General features: G+C 37.1%; 17 protein-coding genes and 2 tRNA genes. 8 read left to right on the top strand and 11 right to left on the bottom strand.

Annotated elements, in window-relative coordinates; translation table 11 throughout:
* Positions 1-2 precede the first annotated feature (2 nt).
* From AC3FI7_RS16550 to AC3FI7_RS16535, 4 genes are all read right to left on the bottom strand, one after another.
* Positions 3-893, bottom strand: a complete 891-nt coding sequence (locus tag AC3FI7_RS16550) for a ferric siderophore ABC transporter substrate-binding protein (protein WP_343660526.1) — start codon at positions 891-893, stop codon at positions 3-5.
* A gap of 35 nt (positions 894-928) precedes the next feature.
* Positions 929-1327, bottom strand: a complete 399-nt coding sequence (locus tag AC3FI7_RS16545) for an ExbD/TolR family protein (protein WP_002982137.1) — start codon at positions 1325-1327, stop codon at positions 929-931.
* An 11-nt stretch (positions 1328-1338) separates the two neighbouring features.
* Complete coding sequence (locus AC3FI7_RS16540) at positions 1339-2043, bottom strand: MotA/TolQ/ExbB proton channel family protein (protein ID WP_142723531.1); 705 nt, start codon at positions 2041-2043, stop codon at positions 1339-1341.
* Between the two features lie 174 nt (positions 2044-2217).
* Positions 2218-2679 carry a hypothetical protein gene (locus AC3FI7_RS16535; RefSeq protein ID WP_142723532.1) on the bottom strand — a complete coding sequence of 154 codons (462 nt, stop codon included), beginning with the start codon at positions 2677-2679 and terminating at the stop codon, positions 2218-2220.
* A 169-nt stretch (positions 2680-2848) separates the two neighbouring features.
* Here AC3FI7_RS16535 and AC3FI7_RS16530 point away from each other — a divergent pair, with 169 nt between their 5' ends.
* The 3 genes from AC3FI7_RS16530 to AC3FI7_RS16520 are packed head-to-tail and all read left to right on the top strand — an operon-like array spanning position 2849 to position 5663.
* Positions 2849-4645, top strand: coding sequence for a DUF885 domain-containing protein (locus tag AC3FI7_RS16530; RefSeq protein WP_491460532.1), 1797 nt, complete (start codon positions 2849-2851; stop codon positions 4643-4645).
* 5 nt (positions 4646-4650) lie between these two features.
* Positions 4651-5208: a hypothetical protein gene (locus AC3FI7_RS16525; protein WP_491460531.1), complete on the top strand. Its 558-nt coding sequence runs from the start codon at positions 4651-4653 to the stop codon at positions 5206-5208.
* 8 nt (positions 5209-5216) lie between these two features.
* Positions 5217-5663: a DinB family protein gene (locus tag AC3FI7_RS16520; RefSeq protein ID WP_491460530.1), complete on the top strand. Its 447-nt coding sequence runs from the start codon at positions 5217-5219 to the stop codon at positions 5661-5663.
* Positions 5664-5734: 71 nt separating this feature from the next.
* Here AC3FI7_RS16520 and nth read toward each other — a convergent pair whose 3' ends face one another.
* The gene (gene nth, locus AC3FI7_RS16515; protein WP_142723536.1) at positions 5735-6355 is read right to left on the bottom strand and encodes an endonuclease III; all 621 of its coding nucleotides are present in this window, start codon (positions 6353-6355) and stop codon (positions 5735-5737) included.
* A 33-nt stretch (positions 6356-6388) separates the two neighbouring features.
* Between nth and bcp the strand changes: the two genes are divergently transcribed.
* Positions 6389-6838 carry a thioredoxin-dependent thiol peroxidase gene (gene bcp, locus AC3FI7_RS16510; protein ID WP_491460529.1) on the top strand — a complete coding sequence of 150 codons (450 nt, stop codon included), beginning with the start codon at positions 6389-6391 and terminating at the stop codon, positions 6836-6838.
* A 93-nt stretch (positions 6839-6931) separates the two neighbouring features.
* Here the strand turns inward: bcp and AC3FI7_RS16505 are convergent, their stop codons facing one another.
* From AC3FI7_RS16505 to AC3FI7_RS16485, 5 genes are read right to left on the bottom strand one after another with little or no spacing between them, the layout of a single operon-like run.
* On the bottom strand, positions 6932-7399 hold the full coding sequence (locus tag AC3FI7_RS16505; protein ID WP_491460528.1) for a GNAT family N-acetyltransferase: 468 nt from the start codon (positions 7397-7399) through the stop codon (positions 6932-6934).
* 34 nt (positions 7400-7433) lie between these two features.
* Positions 7434-8096, bottom strand: a complete 663-nt coding sequence (locus AC3FI7_RS16500; RefSeq protein ID WP_142723539.1) for a hypothetical protein — start codon at positions 8094-8096, stop codon at positions 7434-7436.
* A 32-nt stretch (positions 8097-8128) separates the two neighbouring features.
* Positions 8129-9211, bottom strand: a complete 1083-nt coding sequence (locus AC3FI7_RS16495; protein ID WP_228451208.1) for a mannose-1-phosphate guanylyltransferase — start codon at positions 9209-9211, stop codon at positions 8129-8131.
* 2 nt (positions 9212-9213) lie between these two features.
* Positions 9214-9804, bottom strand: coding sequence for a SprT-like domain-containing protein (locus AC3FI7_RS16490; RefSeq protein ID WP_142723540.1), 591 nt, complete (start codon positions 9802-9804; stop codon positions 9214-9216).
* Between the two features lies 1 nt (position 9805).
* A complete protein-coding gene (locus tag AC3FI7_RS16485) occupies positions 9806-11146 on the bottom strand; it encodes a TolC family protein (protein ID WP_142723541.1) in 1341 nt (446 codons plus the stop codon).
* Positions 11147-11330: 184 nt separating this feature from the next.
* On the opposite strand from AC3FI7_RS16485, the gene AC3FI7_RS16480 reads away from it, so the two are divergent.
* The 4 genes from AC3FI7_RS16480 (at position 11331) to AC3FI7_RS16465 (ending at position 14037) form a co-directional block, all read left to right on the top strand.
* Complete coding sequence (locus tag AC3FI7_RS16480) at positions 11331-12575, top strand: bifunctional folylpolyglutamate synthase/dihydrofolate synthase (protein WP_491460527.1); 1245 nt, start codon at positions 11331-11333, stop codon at positions 12573-12575.
* A gap of 42 nt (positions 12576-12617) precedes the next feature.
* A tRNA-Val gene (locus AC3FI7_RS16475) sits at positions 12618-12692 on the top strand.
* A 33-nt stretch (positions 12693-12725) separates the two neighbouring features.
* Positions 12726-12800: transfer RNA gene (locus AC3FI7_RS16470), tRNA-Val, on the top strand.
* Positions 12801-12891: 91 nt separating this feature from the next.
* A complete protein-coding gene (locus AC3FI7_RS16465) occupies positions 12892-14037 on the top strand; it encodes a hypothetical protein (RefSeq protein WP_343660539.1) in 1146 nt (381 codons plus the stop codon).
* Here AC3FI7_RS16465 and AC3FI7_RS16460 read toward each other — a convergent pair.
* Positions 14027-14950 (bottom strand): glycosyltransferase family 9 protein, encoded by a 924-nt coding sequence (locus tag AC3FI7_RS16460; protein ID WP_491462101.1) that lies wholly within the window; start codon positions 14948-14950, stop codon positions 14027-14029. The two genes, AC3FI7_RS16465 and AC3FI7_RS16460, sit on opposite strands and share 11 nt — an antisense overlap.
* Positions 14951-14991 lie beyond the last annotated feature (41 nt).

Genomic DNA, 14991 nt, shown 5'->3' with positions numbered 1-14991 from the left:
TTTTAGAAAGTAATTTTATAAGTACCGGTCGAAGAAGTGTTGGCCTTCTCGGCCTTTACATACTTCTTAACCCAGGCTACGGATGTAGATGACACACAAGGATCTGAAATACCTCCCGCCCTTCTTGCAGATACCACATTTCCCGCTTTATCTACAGTGTAAGAAATCGTAATCGATCCGCTTGCCGTACAGCTGTGAGACGGCTGCGCTCCTCCTCTTCCCATAGTTCCCGGGATATAACCAACGAGCTTTCTGTCAATTCCTACTTTACTGTCTCCGTTTCCATCACCACCTAAAGGATCTCCGGCATTTCCAATGCCATCTCCTGTTCCCTGGCTGCCTGCTTTTGTTCCCCTTCCCTTGATCAGATTTCCTATGGCCGCCGTTCCTTTTCCGTCACCATTCCCTGTTTTTGAATTGGCCGTAGCAGCGCCCGATTTTTTAGTATTTTTAGAAGCACTTGTACTGGTTGCTTCTTTTTTCTCAGCTTTTTTTGATTCTTCTTTTTTAGGAACAGTTGTTTTTGAGTTATTTCCAGTGATCACCTTCTCCTTCACTTCCGTTTTCTTAGGTTCCGGCGTAGGTACAGGCTCTGGCTTCACAACAGTTTTCGTCTCCGGAACAGGCGTTTCCGCAGGTTCAGGTGTCACTTCTTCTGTAGCCGCAGCAAGGCTTCCCGGCTGTTCAGCAGGCTCTTCGATTCCTTTTCCGTTTCTGTTGTCCCCGAAATTCACAAGCATTGTGGTAACCACTTCAGGGTCTTTATCCAGTTCAGGTTTTAATTTATATAAAAAAACAAAAAGCAGAATAGCAGCCCAGATCAGAATAGAAAGCAGTGCACTCTTTATCCTATCTTTATTCTCTTCATTTCTGTTTGCTGTATAGCTTCTCATCTTACAAAGTAGTTCTATCCGGAAAACCGGGTATATTATTTATCTTTAACCGTTGCAATGGCTATGTTAAATTTGTGCTTTTCAGCAATTTCCATTACGAAAACAACATCTTTGTGCAGGGTGTTTTCATCAGCTCTGATTGTAAACGATTTGTTGGTCTGACCTGCTAACTTATCTACAATAATCTTCTCCAGCTCTCCTTTATTAGCAGGGTTATCATCTACAAAGAATGAACCATCCGGTTTAATACTTACCGTTAAAGGATTGGGAATATTATCATCAACTGCTCCGGCTTTAGGAAGATTCACATCAATAGCGCTCTGGTTGGCCGCTGAAGAAGTGATCATAAAGAAAATCAGCATCAACAGGATAACATCTGTCATCGCTGCTAAACTGAATTCCGGATTCGCTTTATTTCTTCTTTGAATTTTCATCGTAAGAAAACTTATAAAGGTTTATTGATAAGGTCTAAAAATTCTCCCGACATATTCTGGGCCTTCAGCACAAATTTATCAATCCTTGTCAAAAGGATATTGTAACAGAAGTTGGCAGGAATTGCCACCGCCAAACCTACAGCAGTTTGTCCCAAAGCAGTATAAATACCTTCTGAAAGCGTTTTCGGCGAGAAAGATCCTGTAGCATGAGATAAATTAAAGAAAGCAATGATCATCCCGATTACTGTTCCTAAAAGCCCCAGCATGGGAGCAATACTCGGTACTACAGCCAAAAGGTTCAGGTTTTTCTCCATATTAGCCACTTCTACCTGTGCCTGTGCTTCCATAGCACTTACAATATCTGAAACGGGACGTCCCAATCTTGAAATTCCTTTTTCTAAAATTCTTCCTTCCGGAGAGTTCTGGGTTTTGCAGTAATCTGCTGCAGCCTCTATTTTTCCAGCCTTGATAAAATCTTCGATATTATTCATGAAGTTGGAATCTGTTTTTGAAGCCAGCCGTTTAATGAAGAAAAATCTTTCAAAAAACAGATACAAAGAAAACACTCCCAACAGCAATACAGTGACCATCACTATTTTAGCGAAAGCCCCACCGTGGAACATAATCTTCCAGAATGAGAACTCTAAATTGTCCGTAGCAACTGCGGGTGTGGTGATTTGTGCAAATAAAATCTGAGAAAGTTCCGTTAACAGCATTAAATGTGAATTTTATTAAAGTTTCAACGACAAATGTAGCAGAATATTATGAATTGAACTCTTAAAAATTGCTTAAAAACAACTTAAAATTTGTTACAATGCTACAAACAGCAAATTTCTTTCCAAAAATGATTCTGAAAAGAAATTTGATATTAAAAAGAATGAAGATTTCGGTTAGTCCTCGTCTACCTCAATGTCATCCTGCTTAAACTCGCATTTTAATCTAAAAGGAATCGGAGTATCTGATCCGGTATAGAAATCATCAATGGTCCCTTTCCAGATTACCTGAAGCTCCCCTTCTTCATTTCTTTCAAAAAGAAGCTCATTGTCATAGATATAGGCTTCTTCGTCATCGAAAAGGTCAACTTCTGTATAGGTTTCCTCGTCAGAATCATTGATTTTGATAGTCTTTCCTTCTATTTCCGTCGATTCGATAGGGAAATCGAAAACTTCAAGTGAAAGCTGTGGAAAGTTGTACTGTAATGAATCATCATCTACGTGATCCAAACTGTCATCCGTAATCACTTCAACCTCTAAAAAATGTTGCTGGTTGCTGTAAACGGCCTTACAATAAGTATTTCTGATATTGTATTTTAGCGTTTCCTCCGGATGGTAAATTTTTAAAATCCCTTTCATTTTTTCTTAAAAAAGAACTGTAATAATATGATTGTTAAACGTTTTAGACAAAGATAAAAAATTGATTTAAAGTTAAAAGGATTTTGAAAATTATTTTTTTAAAATCAGGCCTTTCCATAAGCCGGAGTATTCCAATAATACTTACTTTTGCTTTATAAAGATTCTGAAAATGAAAAATATTGTATCAAAAGGTATTCTTGGATTAGGATTGATGATCAGTCTTGCTTCCTGCAAAAAAACGGATTCACCCCTGACAAAAGTGACCCCCAGCAACCTGGATTCTATTGCTTCCAACTACTATGAGCAATATCTCAAGCTATACCCTTTAGATGCTACAGCACAGGGAGATACAAGGTATAATGACCAGCTGTCTATCAATATTGATAAAGATTTTATTTCAGGAGAAATAGCATTCTATACCTCTGTACAGAAACAACTGGAGCATGTAGATTATAAAACTCTTTCAGATGATGATAAAGTAGTATATGATGTACTGGATTATACTTTAAAAGATAAAATTGAGGCCTATGCCTATCATCCGGAATATATTCCTTTTACACAGTTTGGAGGACTTCCGCTTACTTTTCCTTTGTATGGAAGCGGACAGGGCAACCAGCCTTTTAAAACGGAAAAAGATTACAGCGACTGGCTGAAGAGAATGGAAAAATTTCCGGAATGGATGAATGCAGCAGCAGATAACTTCCGTGAAGGGATCAACAATAAATTTGTCCTTCCTAAAAAGCTGGTCATCAAAATGATTCCTCAAATGAAAGCCGAGGAGATTACCACTTCTGATATGGAAAAGAATATTTTCTATGGACCCATTAAAAATTTTCCGAAAAGCTTCACCCAGAATCAAAAAGACAAATTTTCCGGATTATATAAGGATGTCATTACTAAAAAAATAATCCCTGCCTATATTAAAATGGCAACATTTTTAGAGAAAGAATACCTGCCAAAAGCAAGAGATACAGATGGATATAACAGCCTTCCCAACGGTAATGAAATTTATGGCTATTATGTAAAAAGCTGGACAACCACCAAAAAATCTCCTGATGAGATTAATAAAATCGGGCAGCAGCAGGTGGCTATGCTTCGTGCAGAAATGGAAAAGGTAAAACAGCAGGTAGGTTTCTCCGGAACCCTGGAGGAGTTTATTACTTTTGTAAAAACAGACCCAAAGGCAATGCCTTACAAAACATCTAAGGAAGTCCTGAATGCATTCAATGGTATTTTAACAAAAATTACTCCGAAGCTGAAAACAATGTTTAATGTAACGCCAAAAACAAAGTTTGAAATCAGACAGACAGAAAAATTCAGGGAGGCAAGTGCAAGTGCAGAATACCTCCCGGGGACACCGGATGGAAAAAGACCGGGAATCTTTTATGTTCCGCTTCCCGATCCTGCCAAATTCAATGTTACTTCGGGAATGGAGTCACTTTTCCTTCATGAAGCCATTCCTGGACATCACTATCAGATGTCCCTTCAACAGGAAAATACAAAGCTTCCTAAGTTTATGAGATTCGGGTGGTTTGGAGCTTATGGTGAAGGATGGGCACATTATTGTGAAACATTGGGCCCTGAATTCGGTTTGTATACAGATCCTTACCAGAAAATGGGATATTTAAGCGATCAGATGTTGAGAGCGGTAAGACTTGTCGTAGACACAGGTCTTCATACCGGAAAAATGTCAAGAGAACAAGCCATTAAATATTTCTTGAGTAATATTTCTTATGATGAAGGAGCCGCTGTAGCAGAAGTTGAACGATATATGGCAATGCCGGGGCAGGCTTTAGGTTATAAAATAGGCTCTCTGAGAATCCGCGAGCTGAGAGAAAAATATCAGAAGGAACTGGGGAACAAATTCAATCTGGCAAGCTTCCACGATGAAGTACTGAGCCAGGGATGCCTTCCTCTGGATGTTCTGAACAGAAAGATGGAGCTTTGGGCTCAAAAACAAAAATAGTTTCAATGAAACTATTTTTGTTTTTTTTAAGTATTTTCTTGATGGCTTTGAGTTGTCAAAAGGAACAGGGTTTCGAAAATTTTAATGTTGACATTAATTTACCTGATAATGATACTATCCTACTTCTCTCTAAATATCCGGAACTGAAGCTTTACAATAGTGAAATTATTGAAAGCAAGACAAGAACAGCCCATATTGTTCAGGCTGCAAGTTATTCAGATGGCTTTCGTAAAGGAATATTTCTATTCGACGATTACAAGTGTAAAGCCATCTATCAGCGTGATACGCTTAATATAAAATTGAATAATTACAATGGATATTTTGGAAACGGAGTTTTGATTAAAGTATTTAACAATCAGTTTTATATAAAAGATATTGATCCTGGAACATTAAAAGGTGAAGAAAAATTCAAAAAGGCTAGAGTTTTTAGTCAGAAACTGATTATAAACAGCAATAAATTCAATAAAAATGATAGCATTTATGGATTCTTAGATTATAAATGTAATATTGACAGTTCAATTGATAAACACTTTAAAGGATATTTTAAAACCATAATACAATAATAATTGATATGATCACAGAAAGTCTCAGATCTCTTTACAGCAGAGATTTAAATAAACTAAAAGCAGAAATAGAAGCTTATCAAACCGAAGAAAATCTTTGGAAAACTGATAAAAACATTGCCAACTCTGCGGGTAATCTAACTCTTCATCTTGTTGGAAATCTCAATCATTTTCTGGGGACACACCTTGGAAATACAGGATATGTCAGGCAGCGTGACCTGGAATTTTCCTTAAAAAATATCCCAAAGGCGGAGCTTATTGAAAAGGTTACAGCCACTGCAGCAATGATAGATTCAGTGCTTTCCCAATTATCTGACGAAGATCTGAAAAAAGAATATCCTCTGGTTGTTTTTGAAAACACTATGACTACTGATTATTTCCTTATCCATCTGCTTGCCCATCTGGATTATCATCTGGGACAGATCAATTACCACAGAAGGTTATTGGACAATTAATCATTCTTTTGCAAAACCATGTCAAGGTTTTGAACCTTGACATGGTTGAAATTACGAAGATATCTAGAATATTACTTCTCAAACAACATTTTCGTAATAAAATCCTTCTCTCCTTTTCCTCTCGCCGGAGAATATTCTCTTCCATAGAAAATGATCTGAAGATGAAGCTTATTCCACACTTCTTCCGGGAATAACTTCTTGGCATCACGTTCTGTCTCAACAACATTTTTTCCTGATGTAAGTTTCCACTGTGTCATCAGGCGATGAATGTGTGTGTCCACTGGAAAAGCCGGAAATCCAAATCCCTGACTCATCACTACTGAAGCCGTTTTGTGTCCTACTCCCGGAAGTGCCTCCAATTCTTCATAAGTCTGAGGAACGATACCATTATGACGTTCTAACAGAAGTTCGGCCATTTTTTTAAGGTTTTTAGCTTTGGTATTGGATAGCCCTATTTCTTTAATTAATTCCTTGATCTCAAATTCTTCTAATTTGGCCATTCTTTGTGGAGTTCCTGCTACTGCAAAAAGGTCAGGTGTTACCTGATTTACCTTTTTATCTGTTGTCTGTGCAGAAAGTGCTACGGCAACCATTAATGTATACGGATCCGTATGATCCAACGGAATAGGTGTTGTAGGATATAACTTATCCAGTTCTCTCTGAACGAGTTCAGCTCTTTGCTTTTTTGTCATGTAACCCTTAAATTTGAACAAAATTAAATCATTATGCTGAAAGTTGGAGATAAATTACCTGAATTTGAAGGACTCAATCAAGACGGAGAACCCGTAACCTCATCACAATTAATTGGAAAAAAACTGGTGGTTTTCTTCTATCCTCAAGCGAATACGCCAACCTGTACGGTAGAAGCCTGCAATCTGAGCGATAATTATTCCAGGCTTAAAAAATCAGGATTCCAGTTATTGGGAGTAAGTGGTGATTCTATAAAAAAACAGAAAAATTTCCATAGCAAATTTGCTTTCCCTTACGATCTTATTGCGGATGAAAACCGCAATATTATTGAGAAATTCGGAGTATGGCAGGAGAAAAAGACGTTTGGAAAAACATATATGGGAATTGTAAGAACCACTTTTATTTTTGATGAAAATGGAGTATGTACAAGAGTGATTGAAAAAGTGACATCAAAAACTGCCGCAGAGCAAATTCTGGAAGAATAACAATTTTTGAAACACAAAGATCACAAATCCTTTCACAAATAGTATGATTTAAAATCTATGTTATTTGTGAAAGGAATTTTTTTATAGCTGTTTTTACTCTGTTTCGTAGTAATTGAGTTCCTCAGTCTCTCCAGGAAGTATGACGTGTTTCTTGAACTTTAATCCTAGTTTTTCGATCAGTTTTTGAGAAGAGAGATTATCTTTGGAAATAATAGCAGATATTTTTGTCAATCCAAAATCATCCATCCCGATAGATTTAACCTTCTGAGCAGCTTCAAAAGCATAGCCTTTTCCTTCAAACTCTTCCAATAGGGAATATCCTATGTCTACAATATCCAGCCCGTCTCTTTCAAAGATTCCTACTGCTCCTACTTTTTCATTTCCTTCTTTAGTTATTAAAAGATAGTTTCCAAATCCCAGTCTTTCAATTTGTGGGGCAAATCTGTTCAGGATATAATTTTCAGCATCTTCAATGGAATTTACATTACGGTTGCCGATATGCTGAATAAATTTTGGCCTGTTATAAAGCTCAAAGATAAAATCTTTGTCTTGACGGGACATGGGACGGAGAATTAATCGCTCAGTCTCATATATATTATCTGCGCTTGGATGTTTTTTGGGGCTCATCTTTCTTTGGTTCTTCTTTTTTTTCGATTTTTAAAAGTCTCGGATTATTAGCACATTTTTTATTGTAAAGCTCAATATAGGTTCCATTGTCTTTTACATTAGTTACAGCACCTGTAGATTTGTTTACTGTTACTGTATAATGTGTTTTCTGATAAGGACATTCCTTTGAAGTAACTTTCCCGAGGTCCAGATAATAATTCGATTTATCTTCATGATAATTACCTGCAAGATCCTTGAATTCTTCATCAACCATGTATCCGTCAGCAGCTGATACTACGGCCGCTTCCTGGGCATTGTCGATTCTTCCTACGAATTTTTTAAGCCCGTCAACATCAGTAATATAATTCACCTTTCCTCCTTCGGAATATGCGATATAATAAAAACTGTCTTCACTGGGGAACAAATTGAATCCCGAGAATTGAGGAATATAGTTTACCTTTCCCGAAATCCTTATTTCTTCGCCTTTTCCATAATTATTGAATACCAGCACCCACGAGTCAACCTTATTATCGGGATTAATTTGCTGTAAAATACTGTGAATACTTGAAAATTTTTTCTTCTCCTGGGAATATCCTAAGATTCCCAAAAGTAAAAATATAAGAATTGTAAATCGGGTCGCAGTTTTAATCATAGTTTAAAAATCAGCAGAAAATATACCAAATTTTACATAAACTTTTCGCCTTTCTTAAAGTTTTTAAGGTCAAGAATATAATCCTTGATAAGCTGGTCATTATCCCGGGGACAGATAAGAAGCGCTTTATCAGTATCTACCACAATATAGTTTTCGAGTCCGTCAATGATTACGGCCTTATTATTATTTTTGAGACGGATGATATTTCCTTTTGAATTATAAGTAAGCAAGTGCTTTAATTTTACAGCATTTCCGTCTTTGTCTTTTTCTGTATTTTCATACACGGAAGTCCATGTTCCAAGGTCACTCCATCCCAGGTCCGACGGAATCACATATACATTTTTGGCTTTTTCTAAAATACCATTATCTATAGAGATCTTCTGAACTTTCGGATATATAGTTTCAATGCAGCTGTTTTCTTTTTCCGAATTATATTCACAAGCCATAAAATGCTGCATCATCTCAGGGAGATAAAGACCGAAAGCATGGTGAATGCTTTTCACATTCCATACAAAAATTCCGGCATTCCAAAGGAAATCTCCACTTTCCAGGAAGCTTTGTGCAATTTCAAGGATAGGTTTTTCTGTGAATGTTTTCACTTTAAAATATTCGGACCCCTTTTTTTCCACAAACTGAATATAGCCATACCCCGTATCAGGTCTTGTTGGAGTAATTCCTAATGTAACCAGGTAGTCATGCTTTGAAGCAACCTCAAATGCAAGTTCCACTTTTTCCAAAAAAACATCCTCTTTAAGAATCAGGTGATCTGCCGGCAAAACGATCATAGTTGCATCCGGATTGATCTCGGCAATTTTGTTCGCCATATACAGATTACAGGCTGCTGTATTCTTCATAAGCGGCTCACCCACAATATTCTCTTCAGGAATTTCCGGAAGCTGCTGATGGGAAAGAGGAACGTACTCTTTATTGGTAATCACGAATATCTTTTCTTTAGGAATTACCTTACTGATTCTGTCGTACGTCTGCTGAATCATTGTACGGCCTGTTCCTAAAATATCCTGAAACTGTTTTGGAAATTTCTGCGTGCTTATAGGCCAGAATCGACTCCCAATTCCTCCCGCCATTATAACGCAGTATCTATCTGATTTTAGCATTCTTAGACACATTTTTCTACCCTCGCCAATGGTTTGAAAGAATACTTCCTGCCAGTAGCCAGATTCTTACAAAGATAGTTTTTTTTAACCAGACCTTCCAATAAATACTTTTCGTTGCGGTATATAAAGAATTCGCCTTTCTTAAGTTCTTCAATAAAACAAAGACTATCATCCTGCTTTTCAGTATGAAAATATCTTACTAAATCCGGACTGGCCATAAAATTTGCTTTTGGTGATTTCGAAAATTTTATGATGATAGGTTTTAGTTCATCATCATAAATTTCGAGGCTTTCAAGGAGCATATTTCTGAACGTTTCTTTCCATTCGTTACCGTGAGGAGAGATTCTGCGTCCGTATTTTTCGAATGCAATCAGATGTGCCAGTTCATGGGTCAGCACAAAGAAAAAAAGCTGTGGGGTAAGGGTAGAGTTTACCGTGATTTCATGAGAATGATCCGGAAGTTTTCTGTAATCTCCCAGTTTTGAATTTCTGTTTCTTGTAACTTTTATATGTATATAGTAATCTGAAAACCAGATTCTTAAATATTTAAGTGTATTTTGAGGTAAATATTTTTCTAGAGATTGGATAGACATTTTACAAACTTAATGGAATTCCCGCATAGAAATTCAATAGTTTAAGACTAAAAAGATAATTATATTTTGCCTGCGCTACTGATCCCTGTGCATTTGCATAATTGTTTCTGGCCACATTGACATCATAGATAGTTGTTCTTCCTGCAGCATAACTTTTGTCAGCAAAATCAAGAGCCAGCTTGGAGCTTTTCTCTGCTTCTACAGCGGCCAGATAATTTTCATAATTGGCATCTGCATCAAACTGAGCTTTCTGAACATTCTGCCTTACCGACTGTTTCTGCTGTTCTAATGTATTTTTGGCTAGACTTTCGTTTATTTTAGATTGTTCTACCTGAAGCTTTGTGATTCCTTTATTGAAAATAGGAATATTTACAGAGATACCGGCCTGCTGGCCAAAGTTATCTTTATACTGTTGAAAAAAACCTTTTTCTTTCACATATACAAACTCATTCCCTATATTATCCGTATTCAAAAGGTTGTTATAGAAGGTTCCGATTCCTGCACTTGCCGTTACAGTAGGCCAAAAAGCGGTCTTGGAAACCTCTGTCTGAGCTTCTGCTGAATTGATTCTGCTTACTGCTGCTTTTATCTGAGGCTGACCTTCATAAGCGATCGATAAAACCTCATCTACCGATCTGAGCTCAGGAGCCAGCTGATCCGGAACAGTAACATCTTCAACATCAAAATCCTTATAATCAGGTAACTGTAAAAGTTGCACTAATGCAAAAAGGCTTCGCCCTACATTGACTTCTGCTGTTTTCAGATTCTGTTTTTCTCTGGCTAAAGCGGCTTCTGCTTCTGCTAAAACAGTTTGTGCTGTTGTTCCAACACTTGTTGTTATTTTTGCTCTGTCAAATTGTTTTTGAGCATTGCTTACAGCACTTTCAGAAATTTTTACGATTTCTTTATTCAACAATGTCGTTAAATACTGTTGAGCTATTTGTAACGAGATATCATTTTTAATGGTTTCAATATCATACAGGCTTGCCTCAACATCAAACTGGCTTTTTCTAACCGTTTTTTCAAGTCTGCCATTGTTGTACACCAAAATATCCGCTCCAAGACTGGCATTATTACTAAATCTGTCGTTTCTCAAACTTCCCGTACCAAAAGATGTCTGTCCAAAACTTACTGTATTTCCAAAACTTCCGGAAACAGATGGCAGATATCCTTTTTTTGCAATTTTAAGATTGGCGTCCTGTGACTGTTTGTTATACTGATTTTGGATAACCTGAAGATTATGCTCCACTGCATAGCTTACACATTCTTTTAAGGACCATTTTTTCTGAGCGCTCAACCCCAGATAACCTAATCCAAAAACGATGATCCAAATTTTTTTCATATTGTATATGTTTATTTGTTTTTTAATGGTCATATGCAATCGTGTCAGCTTCATTGGTATTCTAACTTATAAACCACAACGATTTCATATTAAGATTTTTCAATATTAGACGAATTAAATATAAAAAAGTTACAGATTGAAAAATTATATTTTATTTTAAAAAAACTTTTGAGAATTTTGCATCATGACAAACGAACAATACCAGGAAGCTATCGACTGGCTTTTTGTACAGATGCCCAACTATCAAATTGATGGACAGAAGGCTTATAAACCCGGATTAGACAATATTACAAAGCTCTGTGCTTTCTTTGGAAATCCTCAGGATAAGATCAGATGTATCCATATTGGGGGCACCAACGGAAAAGGATCTTCCAGCAATATGCTGGCTTCCGTTCTTCAGGAAGCCGGTTATAAAACAGGACTATACAACTCTCCGCACCTTATAGACTTCACTGAGCGTATTAAAGTGAACGGGAAAAACTGTGATAAGAAATTTGTCTTTGATTTTATTCAAAAACTAAAAACAATTCCGGAAGATATCCGGCCTTCTTTTTTTGAATTCACCACCATTATGGCTTTTGAATACTTTTATCAGCAGAGGATAGATTTTGCCATTATTGAAGTAGGATTAGGAGGAAGACTGGATTCAACCAATATTATTAAACCATTGATTTCTGCTATTACTAACGTCCAGCTGGATCATCAGAATATACTTGGCGATACCATCGAAGAAATCGCGATAGAGAAAGCAGGGATTATTAAAAACAATATCCCTGTTATTTCCGGTGACGAAAATGAATCAGTAAAAAAAATCATCAGAGATAAAGCAATCAAAGAAAACGCTCCATTTACAGATGCTACTCTGATCAATACAAGTCTGGAATCTGATTTGAAAGGAAATTATCAGAAAAAGAATATCCGGGTCGTAGTGGCGGCAGTGGAAGAATTAAGAAAAGTGGGTATTTCTATTTCTGCCCAGGCTCTTGAAAAAGGACTTCTCCATGTTCATCAGAATACAGGATTCATTGGCCGCTGGTTTGAGTTTTCTAAAGATCCGCTTACCATTTGCGATACGGGACACAATCAGGCAGGTTTGGAGTATGTTTTTTCACAGTTAAATTCAATTGACCGTCACAAGCATGTCATTTTGGGGTTTGTGAATGACAAAAAAATAGATGATGTGATGAAATTACTTCCTGAAAATTCTGAGTTCTATTTCGCAAAACCATCGGTCAACAGAGGAAGGCATCCGGAAGATTATGAAAATCTGCTTCAGGAGGCGAAAATTTTTTATAAAATTTTTGATTCTGTACAGGAAGCGTATCTGTCTGCAAAAGAACGATGTACAAACGAAGAAATGATTTTTATTGGCGGAAGCAACTTTGTAGTGGGAGATTTTTTAGAAAAAAATTTGGAGATTAAGGAATAAGTCGTATATTTGCACCACTCTAAACAAGAGAACAAGTCTAGAGGGTTCTTAGCTCAGTTGGTTCAGAGCATCTGGTTTACACCCAGAGGGTCGGGGGTTCGAATCCCTCAGGACCCACAGAAAAGGAAACGAAACCTTTCAAAAAAATTCGGGTTCTTAGCTCAGTTGGTTCAGAGCATCTGGTTTACACCCAGAGGGTCGGGGGTTCGAATCCCTCAGGACCCACAAAAAAATCTCTCAGATTTCTGGGAGATTTTTTATTTATCCCTAAGCAATTTGGAAGTCCCCTCTCTACTTTCCTTATATTTATTTACCTTTGTCTGCATCGAATTGGCCAGACGTGCAGGAACTTCATATTATATCATTCAATTATCCCTACCCTCCTTCTTATGGCGGAATCATTGATGTATATTATAAGATCAAGGCATTATCTGACTTGGGAATCAAAATCCATCTTCACTGTTTTATTGATCAGATTCCCGAAACAGTTGATCCGGAAGTTAAAGAGATTACGGAAACTATATTTTTTTACAAAAAGAAAAAGAATCCTCTTCTCTATTTTTCAGGAATCCCATTCGCGGCAGCCATAAGAGATTCTGACCTTCTTCTTAAAAATCTGGAAAAAATCAAAGCTCCTATATTATTTGAAGGATTGCAGACCACTTATATTGCAAAATTCCTGAAGGATAAAGAGTATCAGCTCTATCTTCGCTACCATAACAACGAATCTGAGTATTATAAAGGTCTTTCATTGTCTGAAAAAAACATCTTTAAAAAGATCATTTATAAAATTGAGTCGTTAAAGTATTCCGGATATCAGAAAAAACTTTTAAAGAAATTTGAAGCCGTATTCTGCCTGTCTGAAAAAGAATATCATGAAGTTGAATCCTATTCGGCAAATGCCCATCTGATTCACATCTTTCATGGTAATGAATCGGTAAAGATATTGGATACAAAAGGAAAGTATTTTCTTTTTCATGGAGACCTTACCACCGCTGATAATAAAAGAGCGTTGAATGAAACTATTGATTTATTTAAAACACTTCCGCAATATCACCTGGTTGTCGCCTCAGATCGCGCCAGTGAAGACATTAAAAGAAAGATTTCGACAGTTGAAAACATCAGCCTTGCTCCCATTCAAACCAACGAAAACCTACACTGCCTTCTGAAAGATGCGCAGGCTAATATTCTGATCTCTTACCAGAACTCAGGAACTAAGGTAAAGCTTTTTAATACGCTTTATAACAGCCGTTTTGTGATTATCAATGGAAATATTACAGATGATTCTGTTTTGATGAATCTGTGCCTGTATGGAGCTGACATGAACGAAATCCGCCAGCAGATTATCACCTCAGCTGAAAAAGAGTATCATGATACCGAAAAGAGAAAGGAAATCTTAGAAAAAACCCACTCCGATAAAGCGAAAGCCAAAGAAATGGTAAAGATTATTTTTAAAAATTAACCCGATTCACCACCTTCTGGATATTAAACTCTTCAAGACAGGCCCAATCTCCTCTGTAACATTCTTTATCCCCAAAAACAGAACAAGGTCTGCAGGTAAGATCTTCGACCTGAACAACATCATCTTCACTTTGCCCGAATCCTAAAAATCCCGCATAAGGATGAGTGGCTCCCCATATAGAAACGCATCTTGTTCCTACAAGACTTGCAAGGTGCATGTTCGCTGAATCCATGGAAATCATGAGCTCCAACTGAGAGATCTGATTGAGTTCTTCGGTAAGATTCAATTTTCCGGAAAGATTTTTTGTATTGGGAATTTCGCTTTCCCATTTTTCAAGCGTTTCTGTTTCTTTTTTACCTCCCCCAAAGAAATACACCTTATGTTTTCTGGCCAGAATTCTTGCCAGCTCGTATGATTTTTCCAAAGGAAGCATCTTTCCTGTATGCTGGGCAAAAGGAGCAAGACCAATTCCTGATTTATGATCTGAGACCGGCCTCAGTTGATGTGAAAGTTCTACTTTAAACCCCATATTACGAAAAACATCCGCATAGCGTTCCACTGTTTTTTTCAGCTGTACTTTTTCCAGGTTCCAGACATCGGTAAGACGCTCTTTCTCTTCTTTGCCTTTATCAATTTTGAAAACCTTAAATCCTTTCCTTCTGTATATTCTATCTAAAATTTTGGTGCGGATTACATCATGGAGATTGGCAATACAGTCCGGGTGAAACTCACGGATCAGTTCATTGCTCAGTTTTCTCAGTCCAAACAAACCTTTATAATCATCCAGATCAATCCCTTTAAAGGTTACATTGGGAATTCCTGCAAACAGTGCCTCAAAATTTTTTCTGGAAACCATAATTATTTCCACGCCGGGATTCTGCTCCAGAAACTCTCTGAAAACAGGTACAGTCATCGCAACATCTCCAAATGCGGAAAAACGATATGCTAAAATTC

It is taken from the genome of Chryseobacterium sp. TQ-BC-N36 (genome assembly GCF_058382295.1).
The sequence above is the reverse complement of the archived record's forward strand: the minus strand, read 5'-3'. Positions and strand labels throughout refer to the sequence as shown.